We start from the raw sequence: 15402 nt of genomic DNA on the forward strand, positions 1-15402 counted from the left end.
CGCCTTCGGCGATACCTTCTCCCACAAGGGGAGAAGGGGGATTCGCGCCTTCCCGCCCTCAAGTAATCACGCTGGGTTTGTCGCGGCCGGTGTGGCTCTTGATCCCGGCAATGTCATCGGCGGCGGCGATGAGATCGGCGAGCGCCTCCTGCGTGTCGAGATCGTGCCTCGACTTGTCCGGCTCGTAGCGCTCGATATAGACGCGCAGAGTCGCGCCCGAGGTGCCGGTGCCGGAGAGTCGGAAGACGACGCGCGAGCCGCCTTCGAACAGCACCCTTATGCCCTGGTGCTCGCTGGTCGAGCCGTCGACCGGGTCGTGATAGGCAAAATCGTCGGCATTGGCGATCTTCAGGCCGCGCACGCTGGTGCCGGGCAGCGAGCCGAGCTTGGCCCTGAGTTCGTCGACCAGCGCATTGGCGCGGTCGCTCTCGACCTCCTCATAGTCATGCCGCGAATAGTAATTGCGCCCATAGGCCGCCCAGTGCTCGGTGACGATCTGCTTGCAGCTTTCGCCGCGCGCGGCGAGGATGTTGAGCCATAGGAGTACCGCCCACAGACCGTCCTTTTCGCGGACATGGTTGGAGCCGGTGCCGGCACTTTCCTCACCGCAGATCGTCGCCATGCCGGCGTCGAGCAGATTGCCGAAGAACTTCCAGCCGGTCGGCGTTTCGTAGATGCCGATGCCGAGCTTGTGGGCGACGCGGTCGGCGGCACCGCTGGTCGGCATGGAGCGGGCGATGCCCTTCAGCCCGTCCTTGTAGCCGGGCGCCAGGCGGGCATTGGCGGCGAGCATGGCGACCGAATCCGACGGGGTGACAAAAATGCCCTTGCCGATGATCAAATTGCGGTCGCCGTCGCCATCGGAGGCGGCGCCGAAATCCGGCGCGTCCGGTCCCATCATCTCATCATACAGGTGCTTGGCATGGACAAGGTTGGGATCGGGGTGATGGCCGCCGAAATCGGGCAGCGGCTTGAAATTGCGACAGGTGCCGTTCGGTGCGCCTAGCCGGTGTTCGAGGATTTCCTTGGCGTAGGGTCCGGTCACCGCATGCATGGCGTCGAAGCGCATGCGAAAGCCCGACTTGAACAGTTTGCGCAACGCGTCGAAATCGAACAGGCTCTCCATCAGCTCGGCATAGTCGCTGACCGGATCGATGATCTCGACGGTCATGCCGCCGGCCTTTACGGTCCCGACCGTATCGATGTCGATTGGATCGATGTCGGCGATCTTGAAGCTCGAAATCGCCTTGGTCTTGGCAAAGATGGCGTCGGTCAGCTTTTCCGGCGCCGGGCCGCCATTGCCGGCATTGTACTTGATGCCAAAATCCTCATGCGGGCCGCCGGGATTGTGGCTGGCCGACAGGATGATGCCACCGAAGGTCTTGTATTTGCGGATGACATGCGAGGCCGCCGGCGTCGACAATATGCCGCCCTGCCCGACCATCACCTTGCCGAAGCCGTTGGCGGCGGCCATGGCAATGGCCTTCTGGATGACCTCGCGGTTGTAAAAGCGGCCATCGCCGCCGATCACCAGGGTCTTGCCGGCAAATCCGTCGAGCGCATCGAAGATCGACTGGATGAAATTCTCGGCATAGTGCTCCTGCTGGAACACTTGCACCTTCTTGCGCAGTCCCGACGTGCCGGGCTTCTGGTCGGAATAGGGCTTGGTGGGGACGGTGCGTATCATGCTTCAGGCAACCCTTTTCGAAAGCAGCAGGCGATAGAGTTCGACGTATTTTTCGGCGCTTCGATCCCACGACACATCGGTCTTCATGCCCTGGCGCTGGATGGTCTCGAAGATTGCGGAACTGGCGTGGGCGTCGGCCAGGCGGCGGATGGCGTGCAGCAGCGCGCCGCCATTGTTGGGGGCAAACTGGAAGCCGGTCGCCACGCCGGCTGCAATCGCCGCTTCATTGGCATCAATGATGGTGTCGGCGAGGCCGCCGGTGCGCGCGACGACCGGCACGCAGCCATAGCGCAGGCCGTAAAGCTGCGTCAGCCCGCAAGGCTCGAAACGCGAAGGGATGACGATGGCGTCGCAGCCGCCCTGCATGATGTGCGACAGCCCCTCGTCATAGCCGACGACCACGCCGATGCGGCCACGGTGGCGTGCGGCAGCGGCCAGCAGCGCGCCTTCGAGGCCGGCGTCGCCCGAGCCCAGGATGGCCAGCCTGGCGCCTGTCGCAACGATGCCATCGATCACCGTCGCCAATATGTCCATGCCCTTCTGCCAGGTCAGCCGGCTGACGACACAGACAATCGGGCTGCCGTCGCGGTCGAGACCGAAACGGTCCTCGACGGCGGCCCTGTTGGGCGCGCGGGCCTTCAACGTCTCGGCCGTATAGGTCGATACCAGATGCTTGTCGGTTGCCGGATCCCAGATGGCGGTGTCGATGCCGTTGACGATGCCATGGAGATCGCTTGAACGCATGTTGATGAGACCGTCGAGGCCCATGCCGAATTCCGGCGAACGGATCTCCTGCGCATAGGTCGGGCTCACCGTGGTGATCGCCCAGGCGGCCTGCAGGCCAGCCTTGAGGAAGCCGACGCCGCCATAATATTCGACGCCGTCAAGCGCCATCGCCGCGGCCGGCAGGCCGAGCTCGCCGAAGATGCCGGCGCCGAACTGACCCTGGAAGGCGAGATTGTGGACGGTCATCATCGACGGTGTGCCGACGGCCTTGCCGTAGCGCATATAAGCCAGCGTCATCGCCGACTGCCAGTCATGGGCATGGACGATGTCAGGCAGGTAGCCCGAAATGGCGCCGCCGGCGATATCGGCGCCGGCCTGGCTCAGCGCCGCGAAGCGCCGCCAATTGTCCGGCCAATCCGCGCCCGAGGCGTTGCCATAGGGGCCGCCGGGGCGGTCGAACAGGTGCGGCGCGTCGAGCACGAACAAATCGAGCCCGGCGACCTCGACGGCATGGATGGCGGCCTTGCCGCCCTGCAGCAAGGGGTATTGATAGACGGCCTTCTTTTTCTTGAAGGCGTCCATCACCACCGGAAAGCCCGGAATGAGCGTGCGCATGGTCACGCCCTTGGCCGCGAGCGCGATGGGCAGCGCCCCGGTCACATCGGCAAGCCCGCCGGTCTTGATCAGCGGGAAGATTTCGGGCGTGACCGACAGAACATGCATGCGCTTAACGATCCGCTTCTGGTCCATGTCGTCCAGAACCGTGTAGCGGTTCTGGACTACGACATGCACAAAACACCCTAAAGTGACAGCTTGTTGATCATGTCCTGTGTGATCAGGCAGATACCCTTTTCCGAAACGCGGAAGCGCTTGGCGTCGAGCGCGGGATCCTCGCCGACCACCAGCCCTTCCGGTATCCTTACACCGTGGTCGATGACGACGCGCTTCAACTTTGCGTTCCGGCCGACATGAACGTCGGGCAGCATGACGACTTCTTCGAGTGCCGAATAGGAATTGATGCGCGCACCGGTGAAGATCAGGCTCTTCTTCAGCGAAGCGCCCGAGACGATGCAATCGCCCGACACCAGTGATGACACGGCAGAACCGCGCCTGCCATCCTCGTCATGGACGAATTTTGCCGGCGGCTTCAGCTCGGCATAAGTCCAGATCGGCCAGTCGCGGTCGTAGAGGTCGAGCTCCGGGGTCACGTCGGTCAAGTCGATGTTGGCTTCCCAATAGGCATCGACCGTGCCGACATCGCGCCAGTAGGCCTCGTTCTCGGCGGTCGAACGCACGCAGGACTTGGTGAAGCGGTGCGCGATCGCCTTACCGTGCGTGACGATATAGGGGATGATGTCCTTGCCGAAGTCGCGGCTGGAGCCGGGATCGGCGGCATCGCGGCGCAGCTGTTCCATCAGGAACTTGGTCTTGAAGACGTAGATGCCCATCGAGGCCAAGGCGAATTCCGGATTACCCGGAATGCCGGGCGGATCAGCGGGCTTTTCGACGAAGGCGATGATGTTGTCCTTGGCATCGACATGCATGACGCCGAAGCCTGTCGCTTCCATGCGCGGCACTTCCAGGCAGCCGACCGTGACATCGGCGCCGGCATCGACATGCTGGCGCAGCATCAGCTCGTAATCCATCTTGTAGATGTGGTCGCCGGCCAGGATGACCATGTATTCCGGGCCATAGGCCTCGATGATGTCGATGTTCTGGTAGACGGCATCAGCCGTGCCTTCATACCATTGCGTCTCCGACACGCGCTGGCTCGCCGGCAGGATGTCAAAGCTCTCGTTTCGTTCAGGCCGCAGGAAGTTCCAGCCGCGTTGCAGGTGGCGGATCAGCGAATGCGCCTTGTACTGGGTGGCGACGCCGAGGCGGCGGATGCCGGAGTTCAATGCATTGGAGAGCGCGAAGTCGATGATGCGCGTCTTGCCGCCGAAATAGACCGCCGGCTTGGCGCGCCGGTCGGTCAGTTCCTTGAGGCGGCTGCCGCGTCCGCCGGCCAGCACATAGGCCATGGCGTCGCGGGCCAGCGGCTGGGTTCTTTTCAGGTCTGCCATTTATACCCTCCCAAGTTACTCGTCTTTATGCGTTGACCAGCCTTAACGAGTTCAGTCGTCGGCGAGTTCAAGCATGATCGTCGACAGCGGCGGCAGAAGCATCGTTGCCGAGATGCTCTTGCCCTCCGCCCTCGCCTCGACCACGCCGCCATTGCCCATGCCGGAGCCGCCATATTCGGAAGCATCGGTGTTGATGATCTCGCGCCACTTGCCGGCCTTCGGCAGAGGCACGCGATAATTGTCGCGCGGCACCGGCGTGAAATTGGAGATGACGGCGACCGGATTGCCGCCAGGAGCGTTGCGCACCCAGGCGAAAACCGAATTCTGGCTGTCGTCGACGATCAGCCAGGAAAACCCATCCGGCTCGCAGTCGCGGCCATGCAGGGCCGGGCGTGAACGGTAGAGATAATTGAGATCGCGCACCGTCTGCCAGACGCCGCGATGCGGCCGGAAATCGAGCAGGTTCCAATCAAGCGCGCGCGCCTCGCTCCATTCGCGGCGCTGCGCGAATTCCTGGCCCATGAACAGCAGCTTCTTGCCGGGATAACCCACATGAAGCCGTAATAGGCACGCAAGGTCGCGAATTTCTGCCAGTCGTCACCGGCCATCTTGCCCAGCAGCGTGCCTTTGCCGTGCACGACCTCGTCATGCGAGAGCGGCAGCACGAAATTCTCCGAGAAGGCGTAGGTCAGGCCGAAGGTCAGCTCGTTGTGGTGGTGCTTGCGGAAAATCGGCTCCTTGGAAAAATACTCCAGCGTGTCGTGCATGAAGCCCATGTTCCACTTAAAGCCGAAGCCCAGCCCGCCTTCATGGACGGGCGCCGAGACCTTTGGCCATGAAGTCGATTCCTCGGCGATGGTCATGACGCCGGGATGGTGCCCGTAGAGCTCCTTGTTCATCTTCTGCAGGAAGCTGACCGCCTCGAGGTTTTCGCGCCCCCCCTTTTCGTTGGGGATCCATTCGCCCTGCTTGCGCGAATAGTCGAGGTAGAGCATCGAGGCCACCGCGTCGACGCGAAGGCCGTCGACATGGTATTTTTCGGCCCAGAACAAGGCGTTGTTGACGAGGAACGACACCACCTCGCGGCGGCCGAAATTGTAGATCGCGGTGTTCCAGTCCGGGTGGAAGCCCTTGCGCGGGTCGGCATGCTCGTAGAGCGCGGTGCCGTCGAAATGGACCAGACCGTGCTCGTCGACAGGAAAATGCGCCGGCACCCAGTCTAGGATGACGCCGATGCCGGCACGATGGGCGCCATCGACAAAGCGGGCAAAGCCGTCCGGGTCGCCGAAGCGGGCCGATGGCGCATAGAGGCCGGTGGTCTGATAACCCAGGACGGGTCATAGGGATGCTCGGAGATCGGCAGGAATTCGATGTGGGTGAACCCGGCTTCCGCCACATAGGGGATCAGCCGGTCGGCCAGCTCATCCCAGGACAGGAAGGTGCCGTCGTCGCGAAGCTGCCAGGAACCGGCATGGACTTCGTAGATCGAAATGGCTTCGCGCCGGGGGTCGGCGTTGCGCCAGAATTTGCGATGCGCCTCGTCGCCCCATGAGTGCGCAGGCGGCACCGCGGTCACCGAGGCCGTTGCCGGGCGCAGCTCCGACTTGAAGGCGAACGGATCGGCCTTCAGCGGCAACCTTACGCCATCGGGGCCTATGATTTCGTATTTATAGGGCCGGCCTGGGCCGATATCGGGAATGAACAGCTCCCAGATGCCGGTGTCGCGACGGTCGCGCATCGTATGCCGGCGGCCGTCCCAGTCATTGAAATCGCCGACCACCGAGACGCGCCTGGCGTTTGGGGCCCATACCGCGAAATGCACGCCGGTGGCGCCTTCGTGCTCGATGACATGGGCGCCGAGCTTGTCGAACAGCCTGAGATGCGAACCCTCGGCGATATAGTAATCGTCCATCGGCCCGAGCACCGGACCGAACGAATAGGGATCGGTCAGCCACCAGTCGCCGCCCGCATTGCGCGCGTGGTAGCGGAGCGGCTGGCGCTTCTTGATCGACAGCTTGCCCTCGAAGAAACCGGCTTCGTCGCGCCTGGTCAATTCGCCTGCTTCGATGCCGGTCAGCGTGTAGGCGATGACGGACCGCGCGTGCGGAACGAAGCAGCGCGCGAACAGGCTCTTGCCGGCCTCCTGGACACCGAGAACCGCGAAAGGATCACCGTGCGTACCGGCGACAATCGCCTCGACATCGCTGGCTGACGCCAGTCCGTCCGGCCCGCTTGTCGCAGCGGTCGCGCGCGGCTTCCTCATCAGGCGGTCGCCCTCCCCGGGCACCAAGTGTTTGTTTTTGCGGCCATCGTTCGTGGCCTCATGCAATCATATCAGACGGGTACGTTCCAGATTTCTTTCGCGTATTGGCGAATCGTGCGATCGGAGGAGAACCAGCCGACGCGCGCGACGTTGCGGATGGCGCGGGCGTACCAGTCAGGGCTGTTGCGCCAGACGGCATCGACGTCGCGCTGGCAGGCGGCATACGCGTCGAAATCCGCCGCGACCATGAACCAGTCGCTGTCGTAGAGGCCGTTGATCAGGTCGCGATAGCGATTGGGATCATCTGGGGAGAAGACGCCCGACGAAACGGCCGCGACCGCCTGCGCCAGTTCGGGGGATGCCTCGATGACGCCGCGCGGATTGTAGCCATTGTTGCGCCGATCGGCGACTTCTTGGGTGGTAAGGCCGAAGATGAAGATGTTGTCGTCGCCGACATGCTCCTTGATCTCGACATTGGCGCCGTCGAGCGTGCCGATGGTCAGCGCGCCGTTCAGCGCGAACTTCATGTTGCCGGTGCCGGAGGCTTCCATGCCGGCGGTCGAGATCTGCTCTGAGAGATCGGCGGCCGGCATCAGCACCTCGGCCAGACTGACATTATAGTTCGGTACGAACACGACCTTCAGCAGGCCGCGCACCGAAGGGTCACTGTTGATCACCCTGGCGACGTCGTTGGCCAGTTTGATGATCAGCTTGGCGTTGTGGTAGCTGGGCGCGGCCTTGCCGCCGAAGAATTTCACACGTGGCATCCAGTCGCGCTCGGGATGCGAGCGGATCTGGTCATAGAGCGCGATCGCCTCGAGGATGTTGAGGAGCTGGCGCTTGTATTCGTGGATACGCTTGACCTGAATGTCGAAGAGCGCCGAAGGGTCGAGCCTGATGCCGAGGCGGTCGGCGACCAGGTTGGCAAGCCTCACCTTGTTCTGGCGCTTCACGGCGGCGAATTTTTCGCGGAAGGCGGTGTCGTCGGCGAGAGGATCGAGCCCCTTGATCGCCTCGATGTCATCCATGAAGCGATCGCCGATCGCCTCGCGGGCGAGCGCGGTGAGGCCCGGATTGCACTGGATGAGCCAGCGCCGCGGCGTGATGCCGTTGGTCTTGTTGTTGATGCGGTCGGGGTAGAGCCGGTGCAGGTCGGCGAACACCGTCTCCTTCATCAGCTCGGTATGCAGCGCCGACACGCCGTTGATCGAATGCGAACCGACAAAGGCCAGATTGCCCATGCGCACCCGGCGGTCGCCATTCTCCTGGATCAGCGAGATACGGCTGATCTGCTCGTCCGAGAACTGATCGGTGGCGCGCGCCTCCAGCAGCACCTGCGCGTTGATGGCGTAGACGATCTGCATATGACGCGGCAAAAGCCGTTCGAACAGCGGCACCGGCCAGCTTTCCAGCGCCTCGGGTAAAAGCGTGTGGTTGGTGTAGCCGAAGGTGCGCTTGGTGATATCCCAGGCGAGATCGAAATCCATGCCATGGACGTCCATCAGAAGGCGCATCAGCTCCGGCACGGCAATCGCCGGATGGGTGTCGTTGAGGTGGATCGCCGCCTTGTCGGGCAGCGACTTCAGGTCGCCATATTGGCTCAGGTGCCGCTGGACGATGTCCTGCAGCGAGGCGGTGGAAAAGAAATATTCCTGCCTGAGCCTGAGTTCCTGTCCAGCCATGTGGGAATCGGCGGGATAGAGCACGCGCGACAGCGCATCGGCCTTGTTGCTTTCGGCCAGCGCCCCGATGTGGTCGCCGGCGTTGAACTTATCGAGCAGGATCGGATCGATCGGCATGCCGGACCAAAGGCGCAACGTGTTGACGCGCTTGGCGCGCCAGCCGGCCACGGGCGTGTCATAGGCGACCGCCAGAACATGCTCCCTCGGTTTCCAGACATGGCGTTCGAGCCGGCCGTCCCTGGAGGTGATCGATTCGACCGAACCGCCGAAGCCGACTTCGAAAGAGCGTTCGCGCCGCTCGAACTCCCAGGGGTTGCCGTGGTCCAGCCAGGTCTCGGGCAGTTCGACCTGCCAACCGTCATGGATTTCCTGGCGGAACATGCCGTTGGCATAGCGGATGCCGTAGCCATGCGCGGGAATGTCGACGGTCGCCATGCTTTCCATGAAGCAGGCTGCGAGCCGGCCAAGGCCGCCATTGCCAAGCGCCGCGTCCGGCTCGAGCGCGGCGATCAGGTCGAGATCGACGCCGAGCGACGACAGCGCCTCACGCATATTCTCCATCAGACCGAGATTGGAAAAGGCGTCGCGCATCAGACGCCCGATCAGGAACTCGAGCGACAGGTAGTAAACGCGCTTTTCCTGCTGGTCGTAGGCTTCCTTGGTCGCCTGCATCCAGTGGTCGACGACGCGGTCGCGCACGACCTTGATCGAGGCAGTCAGCCAGTCGTACTGGGTCGCGACGGTGGTGTCCTTGCCGACCCGGTATTTGAGCGACATCAAGACTTCTTCGGCGAGCGTCTTGGGGTCGGGATTGTCGAGAGCTGGGGCTTCGATCGTCATGGCGGATGTCATATCGCCTCTCGTTCGGTTTGGCCTGATCATACCGGCTTTCACCGTTTCTCCCAGCCCATCCTAGTGCATTGCAGCATGTTTTCAATCGATTTAGAGAATACCCCCGCCTACTTGCCCTGCGGCAATCAGGCAGTTCAGGCCGCCAATGCCGTTTCCGGGGGTGCTTTTGCCCCGGTCATGAAAGCAACGGCATCAGACATCGTGTATTGCTTGGGGTCGATGACGCACAGGCGACGGCCAAGACGGTGGATGTGGATGCGGTCGGCCACTTCGAAGACATGGGGCATGTTGTGCGAGATGAGCACGATCGGCAGGCCGCGCTTCTTCACATCGAGGATCAATTCGAGCACGCGGCGGCTCTCCTTGACGCCGAGTGCCGCCGTCGGCTCGTCCATGATGACCATCTTCGAGCCGAAGGCGGCGGCGCGGGCCACAGCCACGCCCTGGCGTTGGCCGCCCGACAGCGTCTCCACCGCCTGGCTGATGTTCTGGATGGTCATCAGGCCGAGTTCGGTGAGTTTGTCACGGGCGCGCTTTTCCATCGCCGGGCGGTCGAGCATCCGCAACCAGTTGCCGAGCGGACCCGGCTTGCGGATCTCGCGGCCGAGAAACATGTTGTCGGCGATCGACAGCGCCGGCGACAGCGCCAAGTTCTGATAGACCGTCTCGATGCCGGCTTCCCGGGCTTCCATCGGCGACCTGAAGGCCACGGGCCTGCCTTCGAGTTTGATTTCCCCTTCATCGGGAACGACGGCGCCGGAAATTGCCTTGATCAGCGACGACTTGCCGGCGCCGTTGTCGCCAATCACGGCGAGGATTTCGCCGGGGTATAGGTCGAAATCGGCATTGTCGAGAGCGGTGACGCGGCCGTAGCGCTTGACCAGACCGCGAGCGGTGAGGATGGGTTCCTGGGTCATGATTATGCCGAAACCTTTCTGATCCATTGATCAACCGCGACGGCGCCGATGATCAGCACGCCGGTGAGCAGCACTTTCCACTGCGGATCGGCGCCGAGCATGTTGAGGCCCATCGAGACGACGCCGACGATCATGGCGCCGAACAGCGTACCGAGAATTGAGCCGCGGCCGCCAAAGAGCGAGATACCGCCGATCACCGTCGCGGTGATGGCCTGCAGATTGTAGTCGGTGACGGCGGCGGACGGCGAAATCGAGCCGTTGCGGCCGATGGAAACCCAGGCCGCGAAAGCGGCGATCAGCCCCGCGAGGGTGTAAACCGTCATAAGCACCTTCTTGGTCTGAATGCCCGACAGTTTCGCCGCTTCCTGATCGTCGCCGACGGCATAGACATGGCGGCCCCAGGCAGTGTGATTGAGTATGTACCACAGGAGCATCACGAGCAGGACCATGGCGATGACGCCGGCGGTCAGCACCGCCGAACCCACCTTGAAGCTCAGGGCAAACAGATGCAGCAGCGGCGCCTGGGTGTCGACGTCGGTGTCGCGGATCGTCTCATTGGCCGAATAGATGAAATTCGTCGCCATGACGATGTTCCAGGTGCCAAGCGTCACGATGAACGGCGGCAGCTTCATATAGGCGACCAGCAGTCCGTTCAGCAGCCCGCAAGCCGCACCGGCGGCAAGGCCGATCGCCACGGCGAGCACGCTCGGCATGCCGTAGCTGACCGCGCAATTGCCCATGATCACGGCCGAAATCACCATGATCACCCCGATCGAGAGATCAATGCCGGCGGTCAGGATGACGAGCGTCTGCGCGGCCCCCAAAATACCGACAATGGCGATCTGCTGCAGGATCAGCGTCAGCGTGTAGGACGAGAAGAAACGCCCGCCGATGGCGATGCCAAAAATGATGATGGACAGAACCAGCACGATCAGCGGCACCGCGGCGGGTGTCGAATGCAGGAAATGCTGGGCGCGCTTGACGGCCGATTTGTGCTCGTCGAAAGCGGCAACGCTTGTGTCGCTGCTTGAGAGAACCTTCTCGAATTCCTGAGCTTGAGCCATGTCTCCTCCCCGCGGGATTCAGCCAACCGCTGACACCCGTCCACGCTTTATCCGGTCTACTGCCGGGATTGTTCGAGGTCACGCGACCCATCGTCCACCCGAAGCGACCGGGGATCAAGCCCCCAGCCGCTCCGATTGCTTTTTGCCGGTCAGACTGGCATCAGCCCCAGCACTTGGCGAGGCCTTCCTTGGTGTCGATGGACTTGACGCCCTTGGCCGGCTTGTCGGTAACAAGGTTGACGCCGGTGTCGAAGAAGTTTTTGCCTTCGGTCGGCTTCGGCTTGGTGCCATCCTTGGCGAAAGCAGCGATCGCCTCGATGCCGAGCGCGGCCATCTGCAGCGGATATTGCTGCGAGGTGGCGCCGATCACGCCTTCGGTGACTGACTTCACGCCGGGGCAGCCTCCGTCGACGGATACGATCAGCACCTGCTTTTCAAGGCCGACGGCCTTGAGCGCCTGGTAGGCGCCGACAGCGGCCGGCTCGTTGATGGTGTGGATGACGGTGATCCCGGAATCCTTCTGGAGAAGGTTTTCCATCGCCTTGCGGCCGCCTTCCTCGTTGCCGTTGGTGACGTCGTGGCCGACGATGCGCGGATCGGTCTCGTCGCCGATCTTGTTGGGATCCTTCACGTCGATGCCGTAGCCCATCATGAAGCCCTGATCGCGCAGAACGTCCACGGTCGGCTGCGAGGGGGTCAGGTCGAGGAAGCCGATCTTGGCGTCCTTGGCCTTGTCGCCCAGCGTCGCTGCGGCCCAGGCACCAATCAGCTTGCCGGCCTCCAGATTGTCGGTGGCGAAGGTCGCGTCGGCGGCGTCAATAGGATCGAGCGGCGTGTCGAGCGCGATCACCAGTAGGCCCGCATCGCGCGCCTTCTTCACCGTCGGCACGATGCCCTTGGTGTCGGACGCTGTAATCAAAATGCCCTTGGCGCCGTCGGCGATGCAGCTTTCGATCGCCGCCACCTGGCTCTCGCTGTCACCGTCGATCTTGCCGGCATAGGTCTTGAGATCGACGCCGAGTTCCTTGGCCTTGGCGGTCGCGCCCTCCTTCATCTTGACGAAGAACGGATTGGTGTCGGTCTTGGTGATTAGGCAGGCGCCGACGCCGGCGGCGGATGCGGACGAAGCGAACGCCATCAGACCCAGCGCGGCCGCCGCAAAAACGGTGGACTTCAACAATTTGGTATTGGTCACGATTTCCTCCCAGTGGAACATTTTCGAATGCCGGCCAACCGGCACCCGCACGGCATCCAGGCGACTTCTCCCAGCGCGGATGCCAGATCAAAAAACACCAGACCAAGGCGTCTGTCAATAATTAAATCACTCTTATTTATTATTGACAGCCTTGCGTCCTTCACTCATTCTGACCCAAAAGCATTGCCGGGGAAACGACGGGAGGAACAGGGTGGAGACCGCCACTGCGAGGCATGGTTCGCCCGAAGCGAATGAGAGCCTTATTCACCGCGGCACCAACCAGAGCGGCATGCGCGATCACAACGAGCGCCTGGTGCTTTCGCTGGTGCGCCAGCACGGCAGTCTGGCGAAGTCCGACATTGCCCGCATGACCGGACTTTCGGCGCAGACGGTTTCGGTCATCATGCGCGAACTGGAGGAAGAAAGCCTGCTCGTGCGCCAGGCACCGCTGCGCGGCAAGATCGGCCAGCCCTCGATCCCCATGGCGCTCAACCCCGAAGGCGCCTTCTTCATCGGCCTCAAGATCGGCCGCCGCAGCGCTGAACTCGTACTGATTGATTTCCTCGGCAACGTGCGCGCAATGCTGCAGCACTCCTACCGCTACCCTGCCCCACGCGAAACGGTCGAGTTCGTCACGTCAGGCATGAAGACGATGCGCGGCGCGCTGACACCGGCGCAGGACAAGCGCATTGCCGGACTCGGCATCGCCATGCCGTTCGAGCTGTGGAACTGGGCCGACACCGCCGGCGCGCCACGCGAGGTCATGGACGAATGGCGCCATCGCGACATCAGGGCCGACATCCAGACGCAGTGCGATTTTCCGGTCTATCTGCAGAACGATGCCACCTCGGCCTGCGGCGCCGAACTGGTCTTCGGCCAGACGGGCGCGGCGCGGGACTTCGTCTATTTCTATATCGGCGCCTTTGCCGGTGGCGGCATCGTGCTCAACGGCCGGCTGTTCGGCGGACCGACCGGCAATGCCGGCGCGCTCGGCTCCATGCCCGTGCCCGGGCCGGATGGAAAACCGACCCAGCTGATCGACGTGGCCTCGATCGCCATGCTCGAAAAAACACTCAATGCGCGTGGCGTCGAGGCCTCGTATCTGTGGACTTCACCCGAGGATTGGGGGGAGATCGGCGCCGAACTCGACGAGTGGATCGCCAGCGCCTCGCAGGCACTCGCTTACGCCATCGTCGCAGCGTCCTCGGTCATCGATTTCGAGGCCGCGGTGATCGACGGCTGGATGCCGAAGGCCGTGCGCCAGAGGCTGGTCGAGGCGGTCGTGGCGGCAATCGGCGCCATCGACGGCGAAGGGCTGAAACTTCCGGCCGTCCGCGAGGGAAGCGTGGGCATCCATGCCCGGGCGCTCGGCGGCGCCAGCCTGCCGCTTTCCGAACGCTTCCTGATCGGTTCGACGACGATCGCCAGGAGCGCCTGAATGCTGATCGGGATTCCGGCGCTGCTTGGTCCGGAGCTTCTGGCAACATTGCGCGCCATGGGGCATGGTGACGAGATTGCCCTGGTCGACGGGAACTATCCGGCGCTGGAGCAGGCAAGACGCCTCATCCGGGCCGACGGCCATGCCCTCATTCCGGTACTCGACGCGATGCTGACGCTGCTTCCGGTCGACGATGCGGTTCCGGAGGCGCTGTTTCGAGCCTCGGTGAAAGGCGATCCGTCGCTTGCCGACCCTGTCCATCGTGAAATGGAGGCGATCTGCGCCAAACGCGCACCAGGCCGCAAGGTGGTTGCGCTGGCCGGCGCCGACTTCTATGCACGGGTCAAATCGGCGCATGCCATCGTCGCGACAAGCGAGCCGCGGCTTTACGCCAACATCATCATCCGCAAGGGCGTGATCTATCCGCCGGAGACCAGGAAGCCATGATCCTCTGCTGTGGCGAAGCCCTCATCGACATGCTGCCGCGCACCACCACGCAGGGTGAGCCGGCATTCGCTCCCTATGTCGGCGGCGCTGTTTTCAACACGGCGATCGCACTCGGTCGGCTCGGCGCGCCGGCCGGCTTCTTCTCCGGCCTGTCGTCGGACCTGTTTGGCGGGCAATTCAGGGAGGCGCTCGGAGCGAGCAAGGTCAGTTCGACCTACGCGCACACCTCGCCCCGGCCGACGACACTGGCCTTCGTGCGGCTGAACAACGGCCAGGCGACCTACACCTTCTATGACGAGAACACGGCTGGGCGCATGCTGACCATCGAGGACCTGCCGCAACTCGGCGGCGAGATCGAGGCGATGCTGTTCGGCGCCATCAGCCTGATCTCAGAGCCGGCTGGCTCGGCCTATGAGGAATTCATGCGGCGCGAGCATGAGGCCCGCGTGATGATGCTCGATCCCAACATCCGGCCGAACTTCATCCCCGACAAGGCCAAGCACCTCAGGCGCATCCGGGAGATGATGGCGATGGCCGACATCGTCAAACTTTCAGACGAAGACCTCAACTGGTTCGGGGAAGCCGGTTCGCACGAGGATGTCGTGCGCAATTGGCTTGACCGCGGCCCGAAATTGATCGTCGTCACGCATGGCAGCGAAGGCGCTGTTGGCTACAGCAAGCAGCACCGTGTCACCGTCATGCCGGAGACAGTGAAGGTGGTGGACACCGTCGGCGCCGGAGACACGTTCAACGCCGGTATCCTTGCCTCCCTGTATGAGCAAGGCCTGCTGACGAAGGCAGCGATTTCCAGCCTGTCCGAAGGCGCTATCCGCGAAGCACTGGCGCTCGGCGCCAAGGCGGCGGCGGTGACGGTATCACGGGCCGGCGCCAATCCCCCATGGCGGCACGAGATCGGCTGACCGGCTCTCCAGCGCGATCACTTTATGTTTCCATGCGCTGGAAAACCGCGATAGACATGGCCTGAATTGCACCGCCAAGGCCGGATTCCCGGCTTTTTAGGGCAATGCACCGGCGAAACACGGTAACGGGCTGCGACACTTGCAT

The 15402-nt window shown here is 63.0% G+C and carries 10 protein-coding genes and 1 pseudogene; 3 read left to right on the forward strand and 8 right to left on the reverse strand.

The window, feature by feature from the left end; genetic code table 11:
• Positions 1 to 58: 58 nt before the first annotated feature.
• From EJ077_RS21880 to EJ077_RS21915, 8 genes and pseudogenes are all read right to left on the reverse strand, one after another.
• Positions 59 to 1687 carry an alpha-D-glucose phosphate-specific phosphoglucomutase gene (locus EJ077_RS21880; RefSeq protein WP_208696173.1) on the reverse strand — a complete coding sequence of 543 codons (1629 nt, stop codon included), beginning with the start codon at positions 1685 to 1687 and terminating at the stop codon, positions 59 to 61.
• A 3-nt stretch (positions 1688 to 1690) separates the two neighbouring features.
• Positions 1691 to 3136, reverse strand: coding sequence for a glycogen synthase GlgA (gene glgA, locus EJ077_RS21885; protein ID WP_208703083.1), 1446 nt, complete (start codon positions 3134 to 3136; stop codon positions 1691 to 1693).
• A gap of 77 nt (positions 3137 to 3213) precedes the next feature.
• On the reverse strand, positions 3214 to 4479 hold the full coding sequence (gene glgC, locus EJ077_RS21890) for a glucose-1-phosphate adenylyltransferase (protein ID WP_208696175.1): 1266 nt from the start codon (positions 4477 to 4479) through the stop codon (positions 3214 to 3216).
• Positions 4480 to 4530: 51 nt separating this feature from the next.
• Positions 4531 to 6742: pseudogene (glgB, locus tag EJ077_RS21895) on the reverse strand (1,4-alpha-glucan branching protein GlgB).
• A gap of 71 nt (positions 6743 to 6813) precedes the next feature.
• A complete protein-coding gene (locus EJ077_RS21900) occupies positions 6814 to 9276 on the reverse strand; it encodes a glycogen/starch/alpha-glucan phosphorylase (protein WP_208696177.1) in 2463 nt (820 codons plus the stop codon).
• 134 nt (positions 9277 to 9410) lie between these two features.
• Complete coding sequence (locus EJ077_RS21905) at positions 9411 to 10193, reverse strand: ATP-binding cassette domain-containing protein (protein WP_208696179.1); 783 nt, start codon at positions 10191 to 10193, stop codon at positions 9411 to 9413.
• A 2-nt stretch (positions 10194 to 10195) separates the two neighbouring features.
• Complete coding sequence (locus EJ077_RS21910) at positions 10196 to 11257, reverse strand: ABC transporter permease (RefSeq protein WP_208696181.1); 1062 nt, start codon at positions 11255 to 11257, stop codon at positions 10196 to 10198.
• Between the two features lie 160 nt (positions 11258 to 11417).
• The gene (locus tag EJ077_RS21915; RefSeq protein ID WP_208703084.1) at positions 11418 to 12434 is read right to left on the reverse strand and encodes a sugar ABC transporter substrate-binding protein; all 1017 of its coding nucleotides are present in this window, start codon (positions 12432 to 12434) and stop codon (positions 11418 to 11420) included.
• Positions 12435 to 12663: 229 nt separating this feature from the next.
• On the opposite strand from EJ077_RS21915, the gene EJ077_RS21920 reads away from it, so the two are divergent.
• The 3 genes from EJ077_RS21920 to EJ077_RS21930 are packed head-to-tail and all read left to right on the forward strand — an operon-like array spanning position 12664 to position 15257.
• Complete coding sequence (locus tag EJ077_RS21920) at positions 12664 to 13890, forward strand: ROK family transcriptional regulator (protein WP_208696183.1); 1227 nt, start codon at positions 12664 to 12666, stop codon at positions 13888 to 13890.
• Positions 13891 to 14337, forward strand: a complete 447-nt coding sequence (locus EJ077_RS21925) for an RbsD/FucU family protein (RefSeq protein WP_208696185.1) — start codon at positions 13891 to 13893, stop codon at positions 14335 to 14337.
• The gene (locus tag EJ077_RS21930) at positions 14334 to 15257 is read left to right on the forward strand and encodes a carbohydrate kinase family protein (protein ID WP_208696186.1); all 924 of its coding nucleotides are present in this window, start codon (positions 14334 to 14336) and stop codon (positions 15255 to 15257) included. The genes EJ077_RS21925 and EJ077_RS21930 overlap by 4 nt, the downstream gene beginning before the upstream one ends.
• The last annotated feature ends 145 nt before the right edge of the window (positions 15258 to 15402 follow it).

Source organism: Mesorhizobium sp. M8A.F.Ca.ET.057.01.1.1 (assembly GCF_003952565.1).
Classification (GTDB): domain Bacteria; phylum Pseudomonadota; class Alphaproteobacteria; order Rhizobiales; family Rhizobiaceae; genus Mesorhizobium.